Annotated in this window: 26 protein-coding genes; 13 read left to right on the forward strand and 13 right to left on the reverse strand. The window is 72.3% G+C overall.

What is annotated here, in order from left to right:
* The first annotated feature begins 60 nt into the window (after nt 1–60).
* Genes FH610_RS16685 through FH610_RS16705 form a run of 5 tightly spaced genes read left to right on the forward strand, consistent with a single transcriptional unit; the run spans nt 61 to nt 5,536 of the window.
* The gene (locus FH610_RS16685; protein ID WP_139575392.1) at nt 61–1,101 is read left to right on the forward strand and encodes a FecCD family ABC transporter permease; all 1,041 of its coding nucleotides are present in this window, start codon (nt 61–63) and stop codon (nt 1,099–1,101) included.
* Between the two features lie 50 nt (nt 1,102–1,151).
* Nucleotides 1,152–1,967, forward strand: coding sequence for an ABC transporter ATP-binding protein (locus tag FH610_RS16690; protein ID WP_139575691.1), 816 nt, complete (start codon nt 1,152–1,154; stop codon nt 1,965–1,967).
* Nucleotides 1,968–2,021: 54 nt separating this feature from the next.
* Nucleotides 2,022–4,235 carry a penicillin acylase family protein gene (locus FH610_RS16695; protein ID WP_139575393.1) on the forward strand — a complete coding sequence of 738 codons (2,214 nt, stop codon included), beginning with the start codon at nt 2,022–2,024 and terminating at the stop codon, nt 4,233–4,235.
* On the forward strand, nt 4,232–4,813 hold the full coding sequence (locus FH610_RS16700) for a GNAT family N-acetyltransferase (RefSeq protein ID WP_139575394.1): 582 nt from the start codon (nt 4,232–4,234) through the stop codon (nt 4,811–4,813). The genes FH610_RS16695 and FH610_RS16700 overlap by 4 nt, the downstream gene beginning before the upstream one ends.
* Before the next feature lie 15 nt (nt 4,814–4,828).
* Nucleotides 4,829–5,536, forward strand: coding sequence for a (2Fe-2S)-binding protein (locus FH610_RS16705; protein ID WP_139575395.1), 708 nt, complete (start codon nt 4,829–4,831; stop codon nt 5,534–5,536).
* 160 nt (nt 5,537–5,696) lie between these two features.
* Here the strand turns inward: FH610_RS16705 and FH610_RS16710 are convergent, their stop codons facing one another.
* The 3 genes from FH610_RS16710 to FH610_RS16720 are packed head-to-tail and all read right to left on the reverse strand — an operon-like array spanning nt 5,697 to nt 8,013.
* A complete protein-coding gene (locus FH610_RS16710; RefSeq protein ID WP_420813712.1) occupies nt 5,697–5,891 on the reverse strand; it encodes a zinc ribbon domain-containing protein in 195 nt (64 codons plus the stop codon).
* Nucleotides 5,888–6,805 carry an RNA polymerase sigma-70 factor gene (locus tag FH610_RS16715; protein ID WP_139575396.1) on the reverse strand — a complete coding sequence of 306 codons (918 nt, stop codon included), beginning with the start codon at nt 6,803–6,805 and terminating at the stop codon, nt 5,888–5,890. The genes FH610_RS16710 and FH610_RS16715 overlap by 4 nt, the downstream gene beginning before the upstream one ends.
* Nucleotides 6,805–8,013 (reverse strand): NAD(P)/FAD-dependent oxidoreductase, encoded by a 1,209-nt coding sequence (locus tag FH610_RS16720; protein WP_139575397.1) that lies wholly within the window; start codon nt 8,011–8,013, stop codon nt 6,805–6,807. Before FH610_RS16720 ends, FH610_RS16715 begins: the two co-directional genes overlap by 1 nt.
* A 161-nt stretch (nt 8,014–8,174) precedes the next feature.
* Here FH610_RS16720 and FH610_RS16725 point away from each other — a divergent pair, with 161 nt between their 5' ends.
* From FH610_RS16725 to FH610_RS16730, 3 genes are read left to right on the forward strand one after another with little or no spacing between them, the layout of a single operon-like run.
* Nucleotides 8,175–8,486 carry a hypothetical protein gene (locus FH610_RS16725; RefSeq protein WP_338104555.1) on the forward strand — a complete coding sequence of 104 codons (312 nt, stop codon included), beginning with the start codon at nt 8,175–8,177 and terminating at the stop codon, nt 8,484–8,486.
* On the forward strand, nt 8,431–8,553 hold the full coding sequence (locus FH610_RS45480) for a hypothetical protein (RefSeq protein WP_338104553.1): 123 nt from the start codon (nt 8,431–8,433) through the stop codon (nt 8,551–8,553). Before FH610_RS16725 ends, FH610_RS45480 begins: the two co-directional genes overlap by 56 nt.
* Nucleotides 8,550–8,888, forward strand: coding sequence for an XRE family transcriptional regulator (locus FH610_RS16730; RefSeq protein ID WP_139575398.1), 339 nt, complete (start codon nt 8,550–8,552; stop codon nt 8,886–8,888). The genes FH610_RS45480 and FH610_RS16730 overlap by 4 nt, the downstream gene beginning before the upstream one ends.
* A 37-nt stretch (nt 8,889–8,925) precedes the next feature.
* On the opposite strand, the gene FH610_RS16735 is transcribed toward FH610_RS16730, so the two are convergent.
* The 8 genes from FH610_RS16735 to FH610_RS16770 all read right to left on the reverse strand — a co-directional run bounded on the left by FH610_RS16735 (nt 8,926) and on the right by FH610_RS16770 (nt 17,801).
* A complete protein-coding gene (locus tag FH610_RS16735) occupies nt 8,926–9,447 on the reverse strand; it encodes a P-loop nucleotide/nucleoside kinase family protein (RefSeq protein WP_139575399.1) in 522 nt (173 codons plus the stop codon).
* Nucleotides 9,444–9,644, reverse strand: a complete 201-nt coding sequence (locus FH610_RS16740; RefSeq protein ID WP_139575400.1) for a hypothetical protein — start codon at nt 9,642–9,644, stop codon at nt 9,444–9,446. Before FH610_RS16740 ends, FH610_RS16735 begins: the two co-directional genes overlap by 4 nt.
* Nucleotides 9,645–9,765: 121 nt before the next feature.
* On the reverse strand, nt 9,766–10,434 hold the full coding sequence (locus FH610_RS16745) for a response regulator (RefSeq protein WP_139575401.1): 669 nt from the start codon (nt 10,432–10,434) through the stop codon (nt 9,766–9,768).
* On the reverse strand, nt 10,431–13,049 hold the full coding sequence (locus FH610_RS16750) for a sensor histidine kinase (protein WP_139575402.1): 2,619 nt from the start codon (nt 13,047–13,049) through the stop codon (nt 10,431–10,433). The genes FH610_RS16745 and FH610_RS16750 overlap by 4 nt, the downstream gene beginning before the upstream one ends.
* A gap of 6 nt (nt 13,050–13,055) precedes the next feature.
* Nucleotides 13,056–13,919 (reverse strand): potassium-transporting ATPase subunit C, encoded by an 864-nt coding sequence (locus tag FH610_RS16755; RefSeq protein WP_139575692.1) that lies wholly within the window; start codon nt 13,917–13,919, stop codon nt 13,056–13,058.
* Between the two features lie 14 nt (nt 13,920–13,933).
* Entirely contained in the window at nt 13,934–16,048 is a 2,115-nt protein-coding gene (kdpB, locus tag FH610_RS16760) for a potassium-transporting ATPase subunit KdpB (protein WP_139575403.1), read from the reverse strand.
* A gap of 2 nt (nt 16,049–16,050) precedes the next feature.
* Nucleotides 16,051–17,712 carry a potassium-transporting ATPase subunit KdpA gene (gene kdpA, locus FH610_RS16765; protein WP_139575404.1) on the reverse strand — a complete coding sequence of 554 codons (1,662 nt, stop codon included), beginning with the start codon at nt 17,710–17,712 and terminating at the stop codon, nt 16,051–16,053.
* Nucleotides 17,712–17,801, reverse strand: a complete 90-nt coding sequence (locus tag FH610_RS16770; RefSeq protein ID WP_051762707.1) for a potassium-transporting ATPase subunit F — start codon at nt 17,799–17,801, stop codon at nt 17,712–17,714. The genes kdpA and FH610_RS16770 overlap by 1 nt, the downstream gene beginning before the upstream one ends.
* A gap of 323 nt (nt 17,802–18,124) precedes the next feature.
* On the opposite strand from FH610_RS16770, the gene FH610_RS16780 reads away from it, so the two are divergent.
* The gene (locus FH610_RS16780) at nt 18,125–18,571 is read left to right on the forward strand and encodes a DUF3147 family protein (protein WP_161628017.1); all 447 of its coding nucleotides are present in this window, start codon (nt 18,125–18,127) and stop codon (nt 18,569–18,571) included.
* Nucleotides 18,568–19,011 (forward strand): DUF3147 family protein, encoded by a 444-nt coding sequence (locus FH610_RS16785; RefSeq protein ID WP_139575406.1) that lies wholly within the window; start codon nt 18,568–18,570, stop codon nt 19,009–19,011. Before FH610_RS16780 ends, FH610_RS16785 begins: the two co-directional genes overlap by 4 nt.
* Before the next feature lie 36 nt (nt 19,012–19,047).
* Here the strand turns inward: FH610_RS16785 and FH610_RS16790 are convergent, their stop codons facing one another.
* Entirely contained in the window at nt 19,048–19,653 is a 606-nt protein-coding gene (locus tag FH610_RS16790; RefSeq protein ID WP_139575407.1) for a dihydrofolate reductase family protein, read from the reverse strand.
* A gap of 312 nt (nt 19,654–19,965) precedes the next feature.
* Here FH610_RS16790 and FH610_RS16795 point away from each other — a divergent pair, with 312 nt between their 5' ends.
* Nucleotides 19,966–20,994, forward strand: a complete 1,029-nt coding sequence (locus FH610_RS16795; protein ID WP_139575408.1) for an RICIN domain-containing protein — start codon at nt 19,966–19,968, stop codon at nt 20,992–20,994.
* 38 nt (nt 20,995–21,032) lie between these two features.
* Here the strand turns inward: FH610_RS16795 and FH610_RS16800 are convergent, their stop codons facing one another.
* Nucleotides 21,033–21,677 carry an isochorismatase family protein gene (locus FH610_RS16800; RefSeq protein ID WP_139575409.1) on the reverse strand — a complete coding sequence of 215 codons (645 nt, stop codon included), beginning with the start codon at nt 21,675–21,677 and terminating at the stop codon, nt 21,033–21,035.
* A gap of 94 nt (nt 21,678–21,771) precedes the next feature.
* Here FH610_RS16800 and FH610_RS16805 point away from each other — a divergent pair, with 94 nt between their 5' ends.
* Together FH610_RS16805 and FH610_RS16810 are read left to right on the forward strand one after the other, a co-directional pair.
* Entirely contained in the window at nt 21,772–22,404 is a 633-nt protein-coding gene (locus FH610_RS16805; RefSeq protein ID WP_139575410.1) for a TetR/AcrR family transcriptional regulator, read from the forward strand.
* Between the two features lie 143 nt (nt 22,405–22,547).
* Nucleotides 22,548–23,822 (forward strand): cytochrome ubiquinol oxidase subunit I, encoded by a 1,275-nt coding sequence (locus tag FH610_RS16810; protein ID WP_139575411.1) that lies wholly within the window; start codon nt 22,548–22,550, stop codon nt 23,820–23,822.
* Nucleotides 23,823–23,833 lie beyond the last annotated feature (11 nt).

Raw genomic sequence — 23,833 nt, forward strand, 5'->3', positions numbered from 1 at the left:
CAGAGTCACCTGCGCGCCTCCGGCACGACGGAACTCCGAGCCGTCAGGCGAGGAGAAGGCATGAGTGCGGCAAGGCCCGTGCCCGTCCGAAGGATCGCCGGCGGTTTGCCCCTTCGGTTCAGGGCCGTCGCCGTCGGAGCCGGCTGCCTGCTGCTCGCGCTCGTCTTCGGCGTGCTCGCGGTCGGCGGCGGCGACTACCCGATGAGCCCCTCCGATGTCGTCCGCACCGTCGTGGGCGGCGGCAGCCCGGCCGAGGACTTCATCGTGCACGAGCTCCGGCTGCCCCGCGTGGTCACCGCGCTGCTCGTGGGCGCCGCCCTCGCGCTGGCCGGCGCGGTCTTCCAGTCACTCGTACGCAACCCGCTGGGCAGCCCCGACCTGCTCGGGTTCACCCAGGGCTCGGCGGCCGGGGCGCTCCTCGTGGTCGTCACGGGAGGCGGCAGTGCGGCGCTCGCGGGCGGCGCGGTGCTCGGCGGGGTCGTCACCGGAGCGGTCATCTACGCGCTGGCCTGGCGCGGCGGCCTGCACGGCCACCGCCTCGTGCTGGTGGGCATCGGCGCCACCGCGATCCTCACCGGCGTCAACGGCTACCTGCTGACCCGGGGACGGCTGATGGAGGCGGCGCGGGCCATGCTGTGGCTCACCGGCAGCCTGGACGGGCGCGGCTGGGAGGACGTCCTCCCGCTGCTCGTCGCGATGTCGATGCTGGCGCCGGTGGTGCTGCTCGGCTGCGCGCGCCCGCTGGCGATCACTGAGATGGGCGACGACCTGGCGCGCGGCCTCGGCGTACGGGTCCAGGGCCTGCGGCTGGTCCTGCTGACGGCGGCCGTGCTGCTCACCTCCCTCGCGGCGGCGGCCGCCGGGCCCGTGTCGTTCGTCGCGCTCACCGCCCCGCACCTGACCAGGCGGATGACCGGGGCGCCCGGGCCGAACCTGCTCGCCGCGACGTGCACCGGCGCGGCGCTGCTGACGGGCGCCGACCTGGCCGCGCAGCGGCTGTTCGCGGGCCACCAACTGCCCGTCGGGGTGGTGACGGGGGTGCTCGGCGGCGGCTACCTCGTCTGGCTGCTCGCCGCCCAGCGGAAGGCGGGACGGATTTGACCCAGACGATCGAGCACGGAACCAGCGGACAGGGGAACGGAGTGGCGGGCATGCACGACGACGGGCCGCGCCTCAGCGGCAGCGCGCTGACCCTCTCCTACGACAAGAGGGTCGTCGCCGAGAACCTTGACGTCGCCATCCCCGACCGGTCCTTCACGGTGATCATCGGGCCCAACGCCTGTGGCAAGTCCACGTTGCTGCGGGCGCTGGCGCGCACGCTCCGGCCGGCCGCCGGGACCGTGCTGCTCGACGGGCGGGACATCACCTCCCTGCCCGCCAGGAAGGTCGCCAGGACCCTCGGCCTGCTGCCCCAGACGTCCGTCGCGCCCGACGGCATCACGGTCGCCGAACTGGTCGGCCGCGGGCGCTATCCCCACCAGCGGCTGCTGCGCCAGTGGTCGGCCGACGACGAGCGGGTGGTGCGCGAGTCGATGGAGGCCACCGGGGTCGCCGACCTGGCCGGGCGCCTGGTCGACGAGCTGTCCGGGGGGCAGCGCCAGCGCGTGTGGATCGCGATGGCGCTGGCGCAGGAGACGCCGCTGCTGCTCCTGGACGAGCCGACGACCTACCTGGACATCGCCCACCAGATCGAGGTCCTCGACCTGTGCGCCCGGCTGCACGAGGAGCGCGGACGCACGCTCGTGGCCGTGCTCCACGACCTCAACCACGCCGCCCGCTATGCCACCCATCTGATCGCGATGCGCGACGGCCGGGTCGTGGCCGCCGGGACGCCCGGGGAGGTCATGACCGCCGACCTGGTGGAGGAGGTCTTCCGGCTGCCCTGCCGGGTGATCGACGACCCCGAGACCGGCACTCCGCTGGTCGTTCCCGCCGCCCGCCGCCGCACCGAATCGGCTACGCGGTGACGAGAATTACGCGAGGGACGGCGTCGTGAACATCTCGGTGTCGGAGACGGTGTCGTGAACAGGGTGTATCGAGACGCCTGGGGCATCCCCCACCTGCGCGCGGGCGATCCGTACGAACTGGCCTTCGCCCAGGGGCGTGTCACGGCCCTTGACCGGGCCTGGCAGATCGAGGTCGAGCGGCGCCGGGCGACCGGCACGTCGGCGGCGATCCTCGGGCCGGACGCCGTCCCGTGGGACCGCTTCGCCCGGCAGGCCCGGCTCGCGGACACCGCCGAGCGCTGCCTGCACGCCCTGGACGACGACACGGCACGCTGGGTGAACGCCTACGTGGACGGGGTCAACGCCGGGCTCCCCGAAGGGGCGCGCCGGGCTCCGGAGTTCACCACGACGGAAGCGGCACGCTCCGAGGCGGCACGGCCCGAGGCGGCACGGCCCGAGGCGGGGATCGCGCCGGGCCGGTGGGAGCCGTGGACGCCGATGGCGATCTGGCTGTCCCACCACATCCTCTTCGCGCACTTCCCGGCCAAGCTGTGGCGCGAGGCGGTGGCCGAGCGGCTGGGTCCCGAGGCGGTCGCGCTGTTCGCGGCCGACGGGCCGGGCACCGCCGGGAGCAACGGCTGGCTGGTCCCCGCGGATCGCACCGCCACCGGCGCGGCCCTGATCGCGGGCGATCCCCACCGGTTCATCGAGGACCCCGGCTTCTATCAGCAGATCCGCCTGGCCTGTCCCGAGTTCGACGTGGTGGGACTGGCCGTGCCGGGCGTTCCTGGCATCGCCCACTTCGGGCACGCGGGCTCGGTCGCCTGGGCGATCACCAACGCCATGGCCGACTACCAGGACCTCTACCGCGAGCGGCTCCGGTGCGCGGACGGCCGCGTCGAGGCGCTGGGACCGGACGGCTGGCGTCCCTGCACCGCACACGTCGAGGTCGTCGAGGTGGCGGGGGAGGCCACGGTCGAGGTCGAGGTCGTCGAGACCGAGCGCGGCCCGGTCGTCATGGCGGACGCCCGCGTCCCGGGGGAGATCGGCCACGGACGCGTGTGGGAGGCGGTGAGCCTGCGATATCCGCCTCGGGTGCGCCGTGACCTGGGGTTCGCGGCGCTGCCGGCGCTGCTGCTGGCGAAGACCGTGGCCGACGTGGACCGGGCGCTCGACCGCTGGGCCGAGCCCGTCAACGTCGTGCTCGCCGCGGACACCGACGGCGGGCTGCTGCACCGGGTCGCCGGGACGGTGCCCGTACGCCACCCGGACAACGCGTTGCGGGTCGTGCCCGCCTGGGAGCCCGGCCACGAGTGGGGCGACCGGCACGCTCCGATGCCACGCCGCGAGATCCGCGGCATCACGGTCATGGCCAACGAGCGGGGGATCGCCGCACCGCTCGGCGCCGAGTTCGCTCCGCCATACCGCGCCGACCGGATCAGGCGCCTGCTCGACGGGTCGCCGCGCTGGTCGGCCGGGGACATGGCGGCCGTCCACACCGACACCCTGCTGCCCAGCGCCGGCCCTCTCCTCGACCTGCTGGCCGGGACGGACGGGCTCGGCCCCGAGGCCGTACGCCTGCGTGACCGGCTGTCGGCCTGGGACCGGCGTATGGACGCCGGCAGCACCGACGCGGCGGCGTACGCGGCGGTCCGGGCCGAGGTGGTGCGTCGCCTGGCGGCCCATCCCGCCCTGGCATCCCTCGCCGGACTGGACGCGGGGGTTCCCGAGGTCTTCCGGCCGTGGCTCGCGCCGGCTCCCCGTGTCGCGTACGCCCTGGAGAGCGTGCTGACGACCGGCCTGCTGCCCGGGCTCGACCGGGCAGCCCTCACGGAACTGGCCGGGGCGGCGCTGGAGGATGTGGCGGCGCGCGGCGAAACGAGCGGCGTCTCGTGGGGCGACCTGCACCGGCTCGCCCCCTGGCGGGCACTGCCGTCCCCTGCGATCTCATCCCCTGTGGACAACGCAGGTTCTGGGGACGGCGCAGGCTCTGGGGACGGCGCTGCGCCGGCGGAGGCGGGCCTGCCGGGCGACCACGACTGTGTGCTGTCCACGTCGAGTGTGCCGGGCGTCACCCATCACTGCGCCCGGGGCCCGGCGGCGCGCTACGTGTGGGACCTCGCCCGGCGCGACGGGAGCCTGTGGATCGTCCCGTTCGGCGCGAGCGGCGTGCCCGGTGACCCCCATCGGCGTGACCAGCACCCGCTGTGGCTGCGCGGCGAGCTCGTACCGGTGATCACGGACTGGAACCGGCTGACCATGGACCCGGCAGACCGAGGAGCGACATGACCCCTGACGCACGGACCACGGCCCCCGCACGGCGCGAGGCCCTATGGGAGCAGGTGGTCGAGGGATTCGGCGCCTTCCGCGTCGTGCCCGTGGACCCGCCCGCCGACGCGGGCCTGATCCACTCCTGGGTCACCGAGGAGCGGGCCCGGTTCTGGGGCATGCTCGGCGCGAGCCGGACGCGGGTTCTGGAGATCTACGACTACCTGGACGGTCTCGCCACCCACCACGCCTATCTGGTCCACCGCGACGACCGGCCGGTGGCGCTCTTCCAGACGTACGAGCCCGAGGCCGACCCGGTCGGGGAGTGCTACGACGTCCAGCCGGGCGACTTCGGCGTCCACCTGCTCCTCGGACCGGCGACGGGGGAGGGCGAGCGCGGCTTCACCCCCGCCCTGCTGTCCGTGCTCCTCGCGTACGTGTTCTCCGACCCGCGCCACACCCGGATCGTGGCCGAGCCGGACGCCCGCAACGCCAAGGTGATCGACCGGATGCTGCGGACCGGCTTCACCCTCGGGCCCGAGATCGACCTGCCGGACAAGCGGGCCCGGCTGCTCTTCCTCACCAGAGACCACCGCTGACACAAGGAGTGCGGAGTGCTGCTCGACGCCCTTTCCGACCATCTGGAAGGCCTCGCGGCGGAGCGGGGCGGCGTGCTGGGGGTCCTGCCCGGGCTGGTCGCCGACGACTCCCCCGGCTGGATCCCCGCCGCCGCCCTCGTGCGGGAGCCGTACGAGGGTCTGCTCGCGCTGGTGGACGAGACGGCCGGACGCTGGAGCGCGCCGCGTCACGTGGCGGCGGCGCTGCTGTGGAAGACCTACGGCTACTGGCACACGATGCCGATGGCCCTGGGCTGGGGTCTCGGCCGCCGGGTGCCGCTGATGCGCCTGGAGGACACGCTGGTCAGGCCGTCCGCGGCCGGGGTGACGGTGGCGGCGTCGCGGGTGACGGTGGCCGTGCTCCCCGGTGACCCGCTGGCCGAGGCCGAGGGCACCGTCGTCGTCCCCGACCTCGCGGCGGCCATCGGGGAGGCGCTCCTGGAGAGCCAGTATCCGTTCGTCAGGGCGCTCAGCACCCTGACCAAGGTGGGCGAGCGCACCCTGTGGGGGTCCACCGCGGAGGCCTTCGCCCACCCGCTGCTCACGCTCGGGTCGTACGCAGAGGCGGCCCGGCTGCTGGACGAGATCGGGCCGCCGGTGGCCGGGCTGCTCGTGCCCGACGGTGACGGATACCGCCGCCGCACGTGCTGCCTGTGGGTCACGCTGCCGGACGCCGACCCCTGCTCCACCTGCTGCGTACGCTGAGCCGCACATGAGATCTTGACAGTCTCACCGCCGCTGTGTCAGCGTTCCGAGTGCGTGGCCCAGCCGTGGGTTTCACGCTTTTCCATGCGCGCTGGAAGGTCAATCGGTCAGGTTCCTGACGTGCGTGACTCCTCCGCTCCCTGAAGGGAGCGGCTTCTCGCTAGGCCGCTTCCGCAGCGTCGCGAAGGGCAAGCCCTGCCGCCGCGTTCACGTCGGCGTGCGCGGTATGCCCGCACGCCGTACACGCGAACTCGGCCTGGGTGACGCGGTTCTCCTTCGCGCAGTGCCCGCAGCGGGCGCAGGTGCGGGAGGTGTTGGCGGGGTTCACCGCGATCAGCTCGCGACCGGTGCTCACCGCGTCCCGAGACTGCGGGTGGTGCCATCGGCGACCGCCTGGAGTTTGTCCGGGTTGGCGACGTTGTGGATGGTGGTGATCCGGCCGTCGGTGTCGAAATCGAAGGTGACGGTGGCGATCACACGCCCCGTCCCGCTGAAGACGATGCCGGGACCGCCGTTGATCTCGACGAGCTCGACGTTCATGTCGGCGGGCTCGATGCCCTGGTAGCTGACGGTGCCGATGGCCGCGAACCAGGCGGCCACGGTCGCCGCGCCCACGACCGGGCGCAGGGCCTGGCGGACCTTTCCGCCGCCGTCGGTCCACAGGGTGACGTCCGGGGACAGCAGCTCCATCAGGGCGTTCACGTCACCGCCGGTCGCGGCACTGAAGAACCGCTCGGTGACCTCACGCTGCCGCGACCGGTCCGTGCGGAAGCGCGGACGCCGGGCGCGCACATGCTCGCGAGCGCGGTGCGCGGCCTGCCGCACCGCTGCTTCGGAACGCTCGACCGCCTCCGCGATCTCGGCGTGGCTGAAGCCGAAGACCTCCTTGAGCACGAACACCGCGCGCTCGAGCGGACTCAGCGTCTCCAGCACCACGAGCATCGCCATCGACACCGACTCGGCGTCCGCGACGGCCTCGGCGGTGTCTGCGCTGGTCAGAATGGGCTCAGGAAGCCACGGCCCCACATAGGCCTCACGCTTGCGCTGGGTGGAGCGCAGCCGTTCCAGCGCCACGTTCGACACGATCCGCGTCAGGTACGCCTTCGGATCGGCCACCTGCGAGCGGTCGGCCGCCGACCAGTTGATCCAGGCGTCCTGGACCGCGTCCTCGGCATCGGCCGCAGTGCCGAGGATGCGGTAGGCCACCGAGAACAGCAGGTTCCGATGCCGCACGAACACCTGCTGGTCGAGGTCGGGAGGCTGAATCATCACGCCTCCCGCACCCGGGTGAAGCGGCCCCCGCGGGGCCAGAACGCGCCCGAGGCGGGCATCTTCTTCATGCGGCCCCATGTGGGCCAGGGCGAAGCGGTCACCGTCTCCTTGTATCGGACCGCGACGCGGCCCGTCAGGTGCAGCCGCCGGGGGCTGTCGTCGGGGTGGGTGAACTGCACGACCGCATCGTTCCTGCCCAGGCTGACCGGCGTGTGATAGTAGCCGAAGCGGAACGGCTTGGGCCGCTTGCCCCGCAGCTCCCGGACGATCGAGACCGCGGCGTGCACACCGGTCGGCATGCCGCCCTGGCAGGTGCCGTGCATGACGCCGTAGCCCTGGCGGATCGCGGCCGCGTCGCCCACTGCGTACACCTCGGGGTGGGACACCGACCGCAGCGTGGCGTCGGTCACGACGCGGCCGCGTTCGTCGACGGTGAGCCCGGCGGCGGCCGCCAGTGGCGACACCCGCGTACCACTCGTCCACAGGACCGCGTCGGCCGCCACACTCTCCCCGCCGGCCAGCTCGACCGCGCCGGGCAGCACCTTCACCACCTCGGCCCCGCTGCGGACCCGCACGCCCAGGCGATCGAGCGCGGACCGCAGATAGGCCCTGGCCTTAGGGTTCATGGCCGCGCCGGGTTCACCCCGGCCCAGCAGCACGACGGTCAGCTCCGGGTGCCGCTCGGCGATCTCCGCGGCCGCCTCGACGCCGGTCAGCCCACTGCCGACGACCGCCACCGTGCCGCTGCCGAGCCGCGACAGCCGGTCGGCCAGCACTTCGGCGTCCTGGGCGCTGTTCAGGGTGTACGCGTGGTCCTCGACGCCCGGGACCGCCGCCGTGTCGGCCATGCCCCCCAACGCGTACACCAGCGTGTCGTAGGGGAGGACGCGTTCGTCGTCGATCCGCACGGTCTTCGCGTCCGCGTCCACCGCCGTCACCCACCCGCGCTCGAAGTGCGCGCCCGTGCCCTCGAGCAGTTCGGGGATGCTCAGCTCGGCGAGCCGCTGCCCGGTCGCCGTCATGTGCAGCCGCAGCCGCTCGGTGAACCGCTCCTGCGCGTTCACCAGGGTCACCCGCACCTTCTCACTCCGCTTGTCGACCCTCGACGCGAGCTGGATCGCCGCGGACAGGCCCGCGTACCCCGCTCCCAGGATCACCACTCGGTGCGTGGTGGTCGCCACACCGGCTTCGTGCTGTGCGCTCATCGTTCCGCCTCCTCGCTTGACCGTTGACGACCAGCAGATGGAAGCGGGCCACCCGGACGTGACATGCACCCGATGTGATCCCCGTCACAGGTCCCCTCATCAACTAACCCAATGAAGCGTTTCCGACCTGCGGACTTAACACTTGCGTTAACCTGCGCGTCGTGGCTCAATGGGAAGTGATTCTGGTCGCGGAGGTCGCGGCCTGGTTCGAAGCACTCGCCGAGGAGGATTGGGATAGTGCGGAGCAGGTCGAGGACGCCATAGACATGCTGGCCGAGGCCGGTCCCGCGCTTGGGCGTCCACTAGTAGATCGCATCAAGGGCGCCGAGCTTCACCACCTGAAGGAGCTGCGGCCGGGATCTACGGAGGGGCAGCGAGATCCGCATCCTGTTCGCCTTCGATCCGGTGCGCCGGGCGGTGCTCTTGGTTGCCGGCGACAAAGCGGGAAACTGGCAGAGATGGTACGACGCTAATATCCCGCTGGCCGAAAAGCGCTACGAGGCTCATCTCATCGAGCTGGAGATCAGGGAGTACGAATGACCTCTGTGAGCTGGGAGGAAACCAAGCGCAGGGCCCGTGAGCGCCGGGAGGCCGCGGGACTGCCGGTGCGGTCCGAGAAGCAGAAAAGGGCCGACATGGATCGGTTGGCCGCGGAAGTACGCGCGCATCGGCTTGCGGAGATTCGGCAGGAGCAGGATTTGACCCAGCGGGATGTCGCCGCGCTGATGGGTGTATCCGCTCCCCGGGTGTCGGCGATCGAGCATGGAGAGATCGACCGGGCCGAGGTGTCGACCCTCCGGTCCTACGTGGAGGCGTTGGGCGGCAGGTTGCGTGTGGTGGCCGACTTCGGAGACACGGAATACACGCTCGCCTGAGGGCGGGTTCGAGCCGTGATCGAGGGTGGGAGGCGGGTCAGGCCGGATCGGGTGTGACGGTGGCGGCGATGTGTGCCGCGACCTCTGCCGGGGGGAGGCGCGTCGTGTCGACGACCTGTGCCTCGCGGCTGAGCCACGGGAGAGCGTCCTGGTATGCCGTCAGGTGGTTCAGCCGCCATGGCGAATTCAGCGGCGTGTCGCCCTCGATCCTGCGGATGAGCGTGGCCCGGTCGGCGTGGAGCACGAAGTGGTGCAGCGGGATGCCCGCCGTCTCCAGGCCCGCGCGGATCTCCTGCCAGTAGTCCTCGACCAGGACGGTCTGGGCCAGGACGAGGGCGCCGCCGACCTGACCGGCCAGTCGTGTGACGGTCTCCACGACGAGCGCCCGCCAGAGCGCCCAGTCCTGGAAGTCCCCGACCTTCGGCAGGCCCGTGGCATGCGTGAGCATGACGCCCACCTGCTCGGGGTCGAAGAAGTGCGCCCCCGGGATCAGTCGCACGAGTTCCGCCGCCGTGGTGGTCTTCCCCACGCCGAACGTCCCGTTCAGCCAGATGATCACAGGGATTCGTTCCGCCGCCGTACGGCGGCGGCCCGGGCGGCGAGCAGCGCGGACAGAGCCTCGCAGTCGTCCGGGGTGAGCGGCGCGAGAGGGAGCAGATAGAGCCTGCCTCCCGGGCCGTCGACGAGCTCGACCGGCAGGGGACGTGTGGGCACGTCTGTCGGCGCGGTGATGGCCGGCGCGGTGATGGTGGTCATGATGAGGGTGATTCTTCCGCACCCGACCGACAATTCCGCGCCCGCGATGCCCGGCTTCGAGCACCGCCGCAGGCGTGCGTGCCGGGGCGCTCGAAGCGGCTGTGCTGTCAGAGGGCGGCCGTCAGGGGGTGAAACGGTAACCCATGCCCGGCTCGGTGATCAGGTGCACGGGGTGGGCGGGCTCCTTCTCCAGCTTGCGCCGGAGCTGGGCCATGTACTGCCGCAGGTAGTGCGTCTCCTTGACGTACTGCGCGCCCCACACCTCGCTCAGCAGCTGCCGCTGGCTGATCAGCTTGCCGGGATTGCGGACGAGGAGTTCGAGGATGTGCCACTCGGTCGGGGTCAGCCGTACGTCGCCGGAGACGGTCTTGTCGGCGAGGTCGATCACGTGCTCCCCGATCCGTACGCGGGCGGGCTCGCTCTCCCGGGGGCCGGTGCGCCGGGTCACCGCACGGACGCGGGCCAGCAGCTCGTCCACCCCGAAGGGCTTGGTGACGTAGTCGTCCGCCCCGGCGTCCAGCGCGTCGATCTTGTCCTGGTTGCCGGTGCGCCCCGACAGCACGATGATCGGAACGCTGCTCCAGCCGCGTACGCCGTGGATGACCTCGACTCCGTCCATGTCGGGCAGCCCGAGGTCCAGCACGATCAGGTCGGGACGCCGGTCCGCGGCCTCGCGCAACGCGGAGCCGCCGTCCGCCGCGACGGCGACCTCGTATCCGCGCGCGGCCAGGTTGATCCGCAGCGCGCGCAGGATCTGCGGCTCGTCGTCGACGACGAGGATCCGGCTCACGGCGCCGCACCGCCCATATCGAGAGAACCGCCGAGATCCGGAGAACCGCCGAGCTCCGCCGGGCTTTCGATCACGTCGTGGGTGTGCACGGCGACGGGCAGGGCCAGGATCATGGTGAGCCCTCCCCCGGGCGTCTCGTCGGGCGTCAACGCTCCTCCCATCGCCTCGGTCAGTCCGCGCGCCAGGGCCAGGCCCAGCCCGACCCCGCTGTGGTTGTCCCGGTCCCCCAGCCGCTGGAAGGGCAGGAAGATCCGGTCGTAGGCGTCGCGCGGCACACCGGGCCCACGGTCGATTATCCGGATCTCGGCCCGGTCGCCGTACCTGCTGGCGGTGACGAGCACGCTCTCCCCGGCGGGGGTGTATCGGACGGCGTTGGCGACGACGTTGGCGAGCACCCGCTCCAGCAGCGCCGGATCGGCGACGACCTCGGGCAGGTCGGGCGGGGTGTCGATCTTCACCTCGGCGGCGAGCGGCCCGAGGTCGTCGACCGCCCGGGGCACGATCTCCTCGACGGCGACCGGCTGGGCGGCCACGCCGAGCACCCCCGCCTGCAGGCGGCTCATGTCGAGCAGGTTCGCCACCAGACGGTCGAGCCTGGCCAGCGACTCGTCCGCGGTCTCCAGCAACTCGGCGCGGTCCTCCGCGGACCACTCGACGTCGGTGGCGCGCAGGCTCTCCACGGCGGCCTTCGCGGCGGCCAGCGGGGTGCGCAGGTCGTGGCTGACCGCCGCGAGCAGCGCGGTGCGCATCCTGTCGGCCTCCGCGAGCGGCCTGGCCTGCTCGGCCTCCTCCTCCAGCCGTTCCTGCCGCAGGGCGACGGCCATCTGCGCGGCGAACGCCTCGATCACGCGCCGCTCGGAGGCGTCGAGCAGCCGCCCGCGCGCGGCGAGCACGAGGTCGCCGTCGATGTCCACGTCGGTGCCGGCGGCGTCCGGGCAGGTGCACGGCTCTCCCCCAGAGGTGGCGACGATCCGCCAGGAGGCGGGGTCGGACCGGTCGTCCGGCCCCTGCCCCGCCTCGGACCGCCGTTCCAGCAGGGTGACCGAGACCAGGCCGAACGTCTCCCGCGTACGCGCGAGCAGGGAGGGCACGGCGGCCTCGCCGCGCAGCACGTGCCCGGCCAGCGCGGACAGGATCTCCGCGTCCGCCCCGGCGCGGGCCGCCTCCCGCGTACGGCGGGCCGCCACGTCCACGATCATGCTGACCGCCGCCGCGACGAGCACGAAGACGACCAGGGCGAAGAGGTTCTCCGGGTTGGCGATCGTCAGGGTGTGCAGGGGAGGGGTGAAGAAGAAGTTGAGCAGCAGCGACCCGGCGACCGCCGCCGTGATCGCCGGCCACATGCCGCCGATCAGCGCCACGCCCACGACGGTGGTCAGGAACAGCAGGATGAAGCTCGGCAGCGCCAGCGTGCCCCGGAAGGGGAGCAGGACGGCGGTGAGCAGCGGCAGGCCGGTGAGTGCGACGGCCCACCCCGCAAGCCTGCGCCGCCGGGTGAGCGCCGCCCGCGACCGCTGCGGGCGCTCCCGTCCCTTCTTGACCTGCTCGTGCGTGATCATGTGGACGTCGATCGAGCCGGACCTGGCGGTCGTCTCGACGCCCACCCCTCTGCTGAAGATCTGGGCGACCCGGCCGCGCCGGGAGGCGCCGAGCACGAGCTGGGTGGCGTTGACGCCCCGGGCGAACTCCAGCAGCGCCCGCGGCACGTCGTCGCCCACCACCTGGTGGTAGGTGCCGCCCATGCTCTCCACGAGGGCGCGCTGGCGTGCCAGCAGCGCCGGGTCGCCTCCGGCGAGCCCGTCCGCCCGGGTGACGTGGACGGCGAGCAGGTCGGCGCCCTTGGTGCGGGCGGCGATGCGGGCCGCCCGCCGGACGAGGGTGTCGCCCTCCGGGCCCCCGGTGAGCGCGACGACGACCCGCTCGCGCGCCTCCCACGTGTCGGCGATGCCGTGCTCGGCGCGGTATCGGTCGAGCTGCTCGTCCACCTCGTCGGCGAGCCACAACAGGGCCAGCTCGCGCAGCGCGGTGAGGTTGCCGACGCGGAAGTAATTGGCCAGGGCGGCGTCCACCTTCTCCGGCATGTACACGTTGCCGTGCGCGAGCCGCCGCCGCAGCGCCTCAGGGGTCATGTCGACCAGCTCGACCTGGTCGGCCCGCCGTACGACCTCGTCGGGCACGGTCTCGCGCTGCGGGATGCCGGTGATGTGCTGGACGACGTCGTTGACCGACTCCAGGTGCTGGATGTTCACCGTGGAGATCACGTCGATCCCGGCGTCGAGGAGCTCGTCGATGTCCTGCCAGCGCTTGGCGTTGCGCGAGCCCGGCACGTTGGTGTGCGCCAGCTCGTCGACCAGGGCGACCCGCGGGCGCCGGGCGACGACCGCGTCGACGTCCAGCTCGGTGAAGGCCGCCCCCCGGTACGTCAGGGTCCTGCGGGGAACGATCTCCAACCCCTCCAGCAGTCGCGCGGTGCGTACGCGACCGTGGGTCTCCACCAGGCCGACCACGACGTCCGTGCCGCGCTCCCTGCGGCGGTGCCCCTCGCAGAGCATGGCGTAGGTCTTGCCGACCCCGGGTGCCGCGCCGAGGTAGATCCGCAGCCGCCCGCGTGGCATGGCCGCTCACCTCTCCCTGTCGAGGGCCAGATTGAGCTCCAGCACGTTCACACGGGGCTCCCCGAGGAAGCCGAGGGCGCGGCCGGCCGTGTGCTCCCCGATCAGGGCCCGGACCCTGCGCACGTCCAATCCCCGCTCCCTGGCCACCCGGGGGGCCTGCAGTTCGGCGTACGCGACGGAGACGTGCGGGTCGAGTCCGCTGCCGCTCGCCGTCACGGCGTCCGGCGGGACGACGGCGTGGGCGTTTCCCCGCACCGGCACCGTATGCCCTGACGAATAGTCCTCGCCGGGCCTGCCGCACTCGACCTTCACGCCCTGGTAGGTGGTGACGAACGGCGCGGCCGGGCACGCCTGGTTGACGCTGACGACCCTCGTGGGCCTGCCGACGACGGGGAAGACCTTGAGCACCGCGCCCACCCCGTCCGCCGTGCAGTAGGGCCTGGCCCCGCTGACGCCCTCCAGCTCGCCGACCGCCTTGGAGCGCGCGCACACCTGGGTGAGCAGGGAGACCCTGCCCTTCCTCGCGGCCTGGCCTGCTCCCCGGGGGTCGGGCAGCCGGTCGACGACGTCCTGCGGGCCGAGGTTGCTCGCGCCCGAGGCCAGCGGGTCGTAGCCGCCCGCGGAGGGGCGGCTCTGGAAGTATCCGCGCATCGGGCGGCCGTTCCTGTCGGTGAAGCTCTGCCCGATGAGGGCGCTGCCCACGTCCCTGCCGTCCTCGCGCAGGATCGAGCCGCCGGCCCGGTGGGGGAGGAGGACCTGGGCGATGCCGGTCACCAGCAGGGGATACAGCCCGCCCAGGATCACCGTGAGCACGGCGAGGGCTCGGACCGCCGCGAGGTGCCGGCGGAGCGTGTTCGGCAGGCGTTCCATCACGTTCCCAGCCATCAGGACATCCCCGGAAGGAATCGAACGAACAGGTCGATGAGCGTGATGCCGATGAAGGGCGTGACGACACCGCCCAGGCCGTACAGGCAGAGGTTGCGGCCGAGCAGCTTCGACGCGCTGGAGGGCCGGTAACGCACCCCGCGCAGGGCCAGGGGGATCAACGCCACGATCACCAGGGCGTTGAAGATCACCGCGGACAGGATGGCCGACTGCGGGCTGTGCAACCGCATCACGTTCAGCGCGTCCAGACCCGGATAGACGGCCGCGAACATGGCCGGGATGATCGCGAAATACTTCGCGATGTCGTTGGCGATCGAGAACGTGGTCAGCGCCCCCCGCGTGATCAGCAACTGCTTGCCGATCTCGACGATCTCGATGAGCTTGGTCGGGTTGGAGTCGAGATCGACCATGTTCCCGGCCTCCTTGGCCGCCGAGGTGCCGGTGTTCATCGCCACCCCCACGTCGGCCTGGGCCAGCGCCGGGGCGTCGTTGGTGCCGTCCCCGGTCATCGCGACCAGCCGCCCGCCCTCCTGCTCCTTGCGGATCAGCGCGAGCTTGTCCTCGGGAGTCGCCTCGGCCAGGAAGTCGTCCACCCCGGCCTCCCTGGCGATGGCCCTGGCGGTCATCGGGTTGTCCCCGGTGATCATCACGGTGCGGATGCCCATGCGGCGCATCTCGTCGAACCGCTCCCGCATGCCCTGCTTGACCACGTCCTTGAGGTGGATCACCCCGAGCACCCGGGCCTTGCCGGCGCTCACCTCGCCGACGACGAGGGGCGTGCCGCCGGAGGCGGAGATCCCGTCCACCAGGTGCCCGACGTGCCCGGTCGGATGGCCGCCGTTGTCGCGCACCCACTTCATGACCGAGGTCGCGGCGCCCTTGCGGACCTGCCGCCCGTCCACGTTCACCCCGGACATGCGGGTCTGGGCGGTGAAGGCGATCCACTCCGCGTGGGCCAGCTCACCCGGCCGGCGTTCGCGCAGGTCGTAGGCGTGTTTGGCGTGAATGACGACCGAACGTCCCTCGGGGGTCTCGTCGGCGAGGCTCGCCAGCTGCGCCGCCTCGGCCAGGTCGAGCTCGGAGACGCCCTCGGCCGGCACGAACTGCGACGCCTGCCGGTTGCCCAGGGTGATCGTTCCGGTCTTGTCGAGGAGCAGGGTCGTGACGTCGCCCGCGGCCTCGACCGCCCGCCCGCTCATCGCCAGCACGTTGCGCTGCACCAGGCGGTCCATGCCCGCGATCCCGATGGCCGACAGCAGCGCCCCGATCGTGGTCGGGATCAGGCAGACCAGCAACGACACCAGCACCACCCCGCTCACCCCGTCGGCGCCGAGCGCGGGCGTGTCCGGTACGCCGGGATTTTGGGCCTTGGAGTAGACGGCCAGCGGCTGCATGGTGACGGTGGCGATCAGGAAGATCACCGTGAGCGCGGCCAGCAGGATGTTGAGGGCGATCTCGTTGGGCGTCTTCTGCCGGTCGGCGCCCTCGACCAAGGCGATCATGCGGTCGATGAAGCTCTCCCCCGGCTTCTGCGTGATCCGCACCACGATCCGGTCCGACAGGACCTTCGTGCCGCCCGTGACCGCCGACCGATCCCCGCCCGACTCGCGGATCACCGGCGCGGACTCCCCCGTGATCGCCGACTCGTCCACGCTGGCGATGCCCTCGACCACGTCGCCGTCGCCCGGGATGACCTCTCCGGCCTCGACGACGACGTGGTCGCCCTGTCGCAGCTCCTGGGCGCCGACGACCTCCCACAGGGCGGGGTCGCGCGGGTCCGCCAGCCGCCGGGCCATGGTGTCGCGCTTGGCCGCCCGCAGCGTGGCGGCCTGGGCCTTGCCGCGGCCCTCGGCCACGGCCTCGGCCAGGGTGGCGAACAGCGCGGTCAGCCACAGCCAGACCGCGATCGCCCAGGCGAACGCCGAAGGGGTCGCGACCGCCAGGCCCGTGGTGAGGAACGCGCCGATCTCGACGACGAACATGACCGGGTTGCGCCACAGCGTCGCCGGGTTCAGCTTGCGCACGGCGTCGGGCAGCGACCTCACGAGTTGCCGGGGATCGAGCAGGCCGCCGCCGATCCTGCCGCCTGTGCGGGGTGATGCCGTCGACGACATGGCTAGGAGAGTCCTTCCGCGAGCGGCGCGAGCGCGAGGGCCGGCAGGAACGTGAGGGCGACGAGGACGACCGTGACGCCGGCCACCATCCCGACGAACTGGGGGCGGTGGGTGGGCAGCGTCCCGGCGGAGGCCGGCACGGGCGCCTGCCGGGCCAGCGATCCGGCCAGGGCGAGGATGAAGACGATCGGCAGGAACCGCCCGAAGGCCATGCACAGGCCGAGCGCCACGCACCACCAGGGCGTGCCCGCCGAGATCCCGCCGAAGGCCGAGCCGTTGTTGTTGGCCGCGCTGGTGAACGCGTAGAGGATCTCCGAGAGCCCGTGCGGGCCGCCGTTCAGCATGGCCGCGAGACCCGCCCGGTTGCCCATCGCCGCGGCCGTGCCGGCGAGCACGAGGGCCGGGGTGACCAGGAAGTAGAGCGAGGCCAGCTTGATCTCGCGTGAGCCGATCTTCTTGCCCAGATACTCGGGCGTGCGGCCCACCATGAGACCGGCGACGAAGACGGTGATCACGGCCAGCACGAGGATGCCGTACAGGCCGGAACCGGCACCGCCGGGCGCGACCTCGCCGAGCATCATGTTCAGCATCGTCATCATGCCGCCCAGGGGCGTGAAGGAGTCGTGGGCGGAGTCGACGGCGCCGGTCGAGGTCAGCGTGGTGGCGGTGGCGAACGTCGCGGAGCCGGGCACGCCGAAGCGGATCTCCTTGCCCTCCAGGGCCGCCCCGGCGGCCCGGGGGACCGTCGCGCCGCCGGAGACCTCGAAGACGTTCGTCAGCAGCACGCTCGCCAGGGCGATCACCGCCATGACGGCGATGATCGCGTGTCCCTGCCGCACCTGGCCGACCATGCGGCCGAAGGTGCGCGGCAACGCGACCGGGATCGCCAGGAGCAGGACGATCTGCAGCCAGTTCGTCCATCCCGACGGATTCTCGAAGGGGTGGGCGGAGTTGGCGTTGTAGAAGCCGCCGCCGTTGGTGCCGAGCTCCTTGACGGCCTCCTGGCTCGCCACCGGACCCCCGGTGATCGCCTGGGTGCCGCCGGTCAACGTCGCCACCTCGTGCGGCGACGCGAGGTTCTGCACCACGCCCCCGGCGACCAGGACCAGCGCGGCGACGAACGCGATCGGCAGCAGGACCCGGAACGTGCCGCGCACGAGGTCCACCCAGAAGTTGCCGATGGTGTCGGCCTGCCTGCGGGCGAAGCCCCGCACGAGCGCGACCGCCACGGCCATGCCGACCGCCGCCGACACGAAGTTCTGCACCGCCAGGGCGGCCATCTGCACCAGGTGACCCATGACGGTCTCGCCCGGGTATGACTGCCAGTTGGTGTTCGTCACGAAGCTGACGGCCGTGTTCCAGGCGACGTGGGCGGGGACCGGGGGCCGCCCGAGGCCGAGGACCAGCTTGTCCTGCAGGCGCTGCATGCCGTACACGACCAGCACGGAGACCGCGGAGAAGGCCAGCAGGGCGCGTGCGTAGACCGCCCAGGGCTGCTCGGCGTCCGGCCGCACGCCGACGAGACGGTAGACGAGGCGCTCGGCCGCGCTGTGGCGGGTGCCGGTGTAGACCCGGTACAGGTAGTCGCCCAGCAGCAGGTGGACGACGGCGAGCACCGCGACGACGGACAGCACGAGCACGGCCCCTGCCGCTGCCGCGCCCATCAGAAGCGCTCCGGGAACAACAGGGCCGCGACCATGAAGACCAGCAGCGCCGCGGCCACGCCGAGACCGACGGCGTTGATCACGCTCACAGGCGCTCCACCGCCCTCACGACGAGCCCGAAAATCGTGAACACCGCGATCGTCAGAGCGACGAAGATGACGTCCGCCATCCCCACTCCTCGGTTGTGATTGCGTCCGCCGGACTACGGCGGTCTCAGCACAAGCAAAGTCCGAGATCGGTGGCATTTGGCCGCTCTTGACGGCTTCCATACGGGTTCGAACCGAGTATTGACGGGCTCTGTACGCGGCCCACGCCGGGGGTTTCGGGCGTACCCGTGCCGGAAATCAACGCGGTTCAACCGGCGAGCGGCGCCCCCCGAACATCTGTGTCGGCTTCGGGGAGGGGACGCGGCGTGGGCGAGGTGACCGACCAGATCGTGGAGGTCGTCCTGAAGGCGCTGGCCGGGGGCGTCTTCGTGCTGGCCTTCGCCGCGCTGGCCGAGATGCTGACGCCGAAACGACTCGCCGGGGTGTTCTGCGCCGGCCCCTCTGTGGCCCTGGCCAGCCTCATCGTCACCGCGGGCATCGCCGGCGTTCCCGACGTCCTCGCCTCGGCCCGGGGCATGCAGATCGGCGCGCTCGGTTTCACCCTCTACTGCCTGATCGCCGCTCCCCTGTTGCGCAGGTGGGGCGCCTGGCGGGGGGCGCTGGCCGCGCTCGCCGTCTGGGGCGTCGTCGCGGCCGCCGGCTACACACTGGCGCCGCAGGGCCTGCTCGGCGTCCGGCCCCCTGCGGTCCCCGCTCCGCTTCCCCAGCCGGCGGCCCTGGAGCTCCCCCCGCCACCGGCGCGCCTGTCGTGAGCGCCCGTCGTGACGACGGCCCGGCTCCCGACGGCGGCCGGGTTCCCGACGACGGCCGGAAGGTGCGGCTGCGGCTCAGTGAGCTGAGGCGACCGCCCATGCGCGACTGGGCGGTCCGGTTCGCGTTCGGCGCCGGAGTGTCGGCGCTCGCCGGGATGGTGTCCGTGCTGGCCGGCCCGCGCGCGGGCGGGCTCTTCCTCGCGTTCCCGGCGATCCTGCTGGCGAGCGTCACCCTCGTCGCCAAGGAGGAGGGCGTACGCCAGGCCGGGCAGGACGTGGCGGGGGCGACCTTCGGCACCGTCGGCCTGATCGGCTTCGCCGTCGTCGTGGCGCTCACGGTGACCGACTGGCCGCTGTGGCTGTCCCTCGCGATCGCCACCCTGACCTGGGCGGCCCTCTCCCTGGCCCTGTACGCCGCCGTGGCCCGGCTCCGCCTCTGAGCCCCATCGGCGGCGCCCGGTCACGACGGCGCTCGATCACCCTCCGGCGTTCGCCTCGGCCGCCCGGCGTGCGGCGGCCGGGTCGGCGAGGCCCTCACCGGTCGGCTCGTAGGTGAGCAGGACCACGCCGGAGGAGAACGCCTGCGTGCCGGCGAGCCGCAGCGTGGCGGGGTCCGCGGAACCGTCGTCGAACAGGCGGGCGCCGCGACCGGCGAGTACCGGGTAGACGGCCAGGCGCATCTCGTCGAGGAGGTTCTCCCTCAGCAGCCACCGCACCAGCGCCGCGCTGCCGAAGACGAGGATGTCGCCGTCCACCTCCTTCTTCAGGGCCTCGATCCGGGCCGCGGCGTCCGCGCCGATGATCGTGCTGTTGTTCCAGGTGGCCTCGGTCAGCGTGGTCGACACGACGTACTTCGGCAGGTTGTTCATCGCGTCGGCGTAGCCCACCTCGTCGGTCATCGACGGCCATGAGGCCGCGAAGCCCTCGTAGGTGACCCGTCCGAGGAGCAGTGCGCGCGCCGCGCGGATCTGGTCGAGGCCGGCCTGCATCGAGTCCTCGCCGACGAATCCGAAAGCCCACTCGTGCGGGTTCTCGATGACGCCGTCAAGAGTGGTGAAAACAGACAGAACTATGCGTCCCATGGTTCGTATCCCTCATGTCGAGTGAGATGCGGCGGCGGACGTGCGCCAGTCGCCCGCGGAGAATGCGTGCGCCGCCACCCGCTGCGGAGAAGGGCGGTCACGTCCGCCGCCACGGCCCGCCCCCGCGACGCCGCCCCCGAGCACCTGGGTGCTCCGGCGCCGCCGGGCCGTTGTGCAAGGCCACCGTGGCCCCGCACGCGGGCTCACGTCCACACGTGGGCGGTATCCCGGACGCTTCCGGACGATCTCGGACACCCCGGAGCGTGCATAGGCTGCCGTGGAAGCGCAGGGATCTACGGGACGGAGAGATCGGTGACCGACAGCCGGCCGCAGCCGCGGACCGCCACCACGCCCGCGGAGTTCGTCGCCCTGATGAGGCGCCTCCGGGCGTGGAGCGGATGCAGTTACCGGCAGCTCGAACGCCGCGCCGAAGCCGTGGGCGACGTCCTGCCGCGTGCCACTCTGGCCGACGCGCTCAGTCGCCGGGATCTGCCGCGCGAAGACCTCCTCGCCGCGTTCGTACGGGCCTGCGGGGCGGACGACGACACCGTCGCCGAGTGGGTGGACGCCCGCCGCCGCCTGGCCGTCGCCCGCGAGAAGACCACCCCGCCGCCCGGCGACACGCCTGCCGCGCCCGGGGGCGAAACGCGTGTCGTGGCCTCCGACGAGATGCCGGCGGCGCCGCCTCCCGTGAGCGAGGTCGCCGGACGGAAGGCTCCGGCCCGGAGACTGGTGGCGGGCGCCGCGGCCGCGACCCTGCTCTGCCTGGTCGGAGCCTGGCAGTTCGACCGCTTGTCGACCGGCGAGGCGGCCTCCCCGCCCTCCTCGCCGATCTCGGCCACCCCGGCACCGTCGGGCCTGGCCGCCGGGGCAAGCGGACCGGCGCCGGCCCGCAGGTGGGTCCGCGTGCGGCCGGCCGCCGACCCCTCCCTGTGCCTGACGGCGGGGCGGGCCAGGGACGTCTCGTACGGTCCCGAGGTCGCCGTCCTGGGTCCCTGCGCCACGGCGGTTCCGCCGCGGACCTTCCTCACCGCCGTGGGTGACGGACTGTTCCGCCTTCAATGGGATCACCCCGACCCCGCGAAGGGCGTCGGCTGCCTGACGGTGATCCCGGCGGGCCCCGCGGCGGGCATGCTGGAACCCTGGAGCGACTGCACCGGCGCCCGGCCCAACCAGCGCTTCCGGCTCGAACCGACAGGCGGGGACGGCTACCGCATCCGACCGGCGTCGAGCGGCCGGTGCCTCGCCGTCAACGGGGACGACGGCCGGCTGGGAGCGGAGGCCGTCGAACGGCCCTGCGCCTCCACGGCCGGGCAGACCTTCCTCATCGAGCCCGAATAGCCCGCCGCGCCCCAGCCCTCACGTTTCAGGCTCCCGCGTCAGGCCGTCGTGGGCGCGAGCCGCCCCTGGTGCACACCGGCGAAGAACGTGCGGCCCGCCATCGTCATTGCGGGCTGGAACTCGCTCATCAACCGGGTGCGGTGGGGCGCGTCGGCGAAGCGCGGATCCAGCTGGAACTCGGCGGCCAGCGACCACCAGGTGACCGGCACGACGCCCGACATCGCCATCCGCTGCACCGCCGCGTCGTGCGCCTCCCTGCTGAGGCCGGCCGTGGCGTCCACCACGACGTACGCCTCGTAGCCCTCGCGCAACGCGCCCAGTGCGGTCTGCAGCACGCAGCCGTCGGTGGCGATGCCGCCGATGACCAGCCTGCGGCGGCCGGTGGCGCGCACCGCCTCGGCGAAGGCCGGGTCGAGGAAGGAGTTGAACGCCGTCGTGCGCTCGATCACCGGCCGATCCCCGATGACCTCCAGCAGTTCCGGATAGAGCGGGCCCGAGGGCTTGGACGCCTCGCCGTTGGTCACCACGAGGCCGCTGCCGTACGACGTGGCGGTCTTGGCGAGGCCGACGACGTTGGCGAGGTGCTCGCGCAGGTCGTGCGAGCGCAGCAGGGTGGCGAAACCGACGGCGTAGTCGACCAGGACCACGGTGGTGTCGTCGGGGGAAAGCGGAGCGAGGTTCATCGCGATCACTCCTGGTGTGCGAGGTCTTTAATGACCATGTGGTCAGTAATGTACGCGCGCGTCGCCACTAATGTCCACGTGTACAGTAAGCGGCATGGTGTCTGACGCGTCACAGGCCAATGCCACGGAGCCCACGCCCGCGAGGAAGCGGGTGCGCGACCCCGAGGCACGACGAGCCGCCATCCTCGCCGCGGCACGCTCGGTCTTCGCCGAGCGGGGGTACGCCAAGGCGACCATCAGGGAGATCGCGCAGCGGGCCGGGGTGACCCACGGGCTTGTGGTCATGCACTTCTCGTCCAAGGAGCAGCTCTTCCTCGCCGCCGTGCCGGGGACGCGGGACCTCGCCGACAGCGTCCAGGGAGACGCCGAGGGATTGGCCGGGCGAGTCGCGCACGCCTACGTCGCCCGCATGGAGTCGGCCGACAGCGCCGATCCCTTCATCGCCCTCGTACGCAGCGCCGCCGGTGACCAGGAAGCCGCCAAGGCACTGCTGCGAGCCATGCGCGAGGAGAGCGTCTCCGCCTATCGCACCGTGCTCACCGGCCCGGACGTCGCGCTGCGGGTCGACCTGCTCGGCGCGCACCTCATCGGGGTCACGTTCAGCCGGTACGTCCTGGCCGACGGTCCGATCGCGGCCATGCCGGCCGACGAGCTGACCCGCTACCTCACCATGACGCTCGACGGCATCCTGTTCGGCTCCACCGGAACGGTGCGCTCATCCTCCTGATCGGGCCGGCGCCCCCGATCACCTGCCGCGAGACGCGTGAGGATATGATCCGTCCACTCTTGCGGGCTTTGCGAGGAAAGGGCTGATTTGTCGCTCCACCACACGCCCCCGACCTCTCCTCGCAGGGTGACGGGCGTACGTCGATGACGGACGAGACGCTGGCGCGCCTGCAGTTCGCGACGACGGCCGGCTTCCACTGGCTGTTCGTGATGCTCACCCTCGGCCTCGCCCCGCTGATCGCGGTGATGCACACCCGGCACGCCCTCGGCGGCGCACCGCTCATGGAGCGCATGACCCGGTTCTGGGGCCAGATCTACGTCGTGAACTACGTGCTGGGCATCGTCACCGGCCTGGTCATGGAGTTCCAGTTCGGGCTCGCCTGGAGCGGGCTGGCCGAGTACGCCGGCAACGTCTTCGGCGCCCCGCTCGCACTCGAGACGATCGTCGCCTTCTTCGCCGAGTCCACCTTCCTGGGCATGTGGATCTTCGGCTGGGGGAAGCTGCCCAAGGCGGTGCACGTCACGCTGATCTGGCTGGTCACCCTTACCGCGTACGCCTCGGCGTACTGGATCATGGTGGCCAACGGCTTCCTGCAGCACCCGGTGGGGCACGAGGTGCGCGGCGGCGTCGCCTACCTCACCGACTTCGGCGCCATGCTCACCAACCCCAACGCGATCAACGCGCTGGTGCACGCCGCCACCGCCGCGCTGATGACCGGTGGGGTGTTCGTGGCGGGGGTCAGCTCCTACCACTTCCTCAAGCGCACGGCGGAGCGGGAGTTCTTCCGCACGTCACTGCGGCTCGGCCTGTTCGTGGCCACGCCCGCGGCGTTCGTGGCGCTCTACTACGGGTTCGTGCAGATCCCGACGCTCGTGGACACCCAGCCGATGAAGGCGGCGACCCTGCGGGGCCACGTCGACGACGTCGGCTCCCTGCGGGTCGAGGACGTGCAGGCGCAACTGGCGCAGCGGTTCGGCGCGGGGGACTACCGGCCGCCCGCCTGGATCGCCACCGCCTTCGACGTCATGCAGGGCGTCGGCTATCTGATCTTCCTGCTGGTCGTCGTGGCCCTCGTCCTGCTCTACCGGGACTGGTATCTCCGGTTCCGCCCGGCGGCGTACCTGATGCTGGTCGCGGTTCCCCTGCCCTTCGCCGCCGCGCTCGGCGGATGGCTGCTGCGCGAGGTGGGACGCCAGCCGTGGGCGGTGTACGGCGAGCTCACGACGGCCGCCGCACGGTCGCCCGTCGGCTCGATGACGGCGTCCCTGGTCCTGTTCTGCGGGGTGTTCCTCGCGCTGACGGTCGCCGACCTGGCGCTGATCACCCGGTACGCCCGCCGCGGCCCGGCCGACACCGACCTCGGCGGCTCACCCGGCGACGGGCAGGCGGAGCGGGCCACCGCGTCGCTCGCCCTGTGAAAGAGGAGCCC

It is taken from the genome of Microbispora catharanthi (genome assembly GCF_006334915.2).
In the GTDB taxonomy this organism is placed as follows: domain Bacteria; phylum Actinomycetota; class Actinomycetes; order Streptosporangiales; family Streptosporangiaceae; genus Microbispora; species Microbispora catharanthi.

What these genes read in the sequence shown, in the direction of transcription:
- FH610_RS16685 (WP_139575392.1), top strand. Translation starts at nt 61, where the DNA reads ATGAGTGCGGCAAGGCCCGTGCCCGTCCGAAGGATCGCCGGCGGTTTG.
- FH610_RS16690 (WP_139575691.1), top strand. Translation starts at nt 1,152, where the DNA reads ATGCACGACGACGGGCCGCGCCTCAGCGGCAGCGCGCTGACCCTCTCC.
- FH610_RS16700 (WP_139575394.1), top strand. Translation starts at nt 4,232, where the DNA reads ATGACCCCTGACGCACGGACCACGGCCCCCGCACGGCGCGAGGCCCTA.
- FH610_RS16715 (WP_139575396.1), bottom strand. Translation starts at nt 6,805, where the DNA reads ATGATTCAGCCTCCCGACCTCGACCAGCAGGTGTTCGTGCGGCATCGG.
- FH610_RS16720 (WP_139575397.1), bottom strand. Translation starts at nt 8,013, where the DNA reads ATGAGCGCACAGCACGAAGCCGGTGTGGCGACCACCACGCACCGAGTG.
- FH610_RS16730 (WP_139575398.1), top strand. Translation starts at nt 8,550, where the DNA reads ATGACCTCTGTGAGCTGGGAGGAAACCAAGCGCAGGGCCCGTGAGCGC.
- FH610_RS16740 (WP_139575400.1), bottom strand. Translation starts at nt 9,644, where the DNA reads ATGACCACCATCACCGCGCCGGCCATCACCGCGCCGACAGACGTGCCC.
- FH610_RS16750 (WP_139575402.1), bottom strand. Translation starts at nt 13,049, where the DNA reads ATGCCACGCGGGCGGCTGCGGATCTACCTCGGCGCGGCACCCGGGGTC.
- FH610_RS16755 (WP_139575692.1), bottom strand. Translation starts at nt 13,919, where the DNA reads ATGGAACGCCTGCCGAACACGCTCCGCCGGCACCTCGCGGCGGTCCGA.
- kdpB (WP_139575403.1), bottom strand. Translation starts at nt 16,048, where the DNA reads ATGTCGTCGACGGCATCACCCCGCACAGGCGGCAGGATCGGCGGCGGC.
- kdpA (WP_139575404.1), bottom strand. Translation starts at nt 17,712, where the DNA reads ATGGGCGCGGCAGCGGCAGGGGCCGTGCTCGTGCTGTCCGTCGTCGCG.
- FH610_RS16790 (WP_139575407.1), bottom strand. Translation starts at nt 19,653, where the DNA reads ATGGGACGCATAGTTCTGTCTGTTTTCACCACTCTTGACGGCGTCATC.
- FH610_RS16800 (WP_139575409.1), bottom strand. Translation starts at nt 21,677, where the DNA reads ATGAACCTCGCTCCGCTTTCCCCCGACGACACCACCGTGGTCCTGGTC.
- FH610_RS16805 (WP_139575410.1), top strand. Translation starts at nt 21,772, where the DNA reads ATGGTGTCTGACGCGTCACAGGCCAATGCCACGGAGCCCACGCCCGCG.
- FH610_RS16810 (WP_139575411.1), top strand. Translation starts at nt 22,548, where the DNA reads ATGACGGACGAGACGCTGGCGCGCCTGCAGTTCGCGACGACGGCCGGC.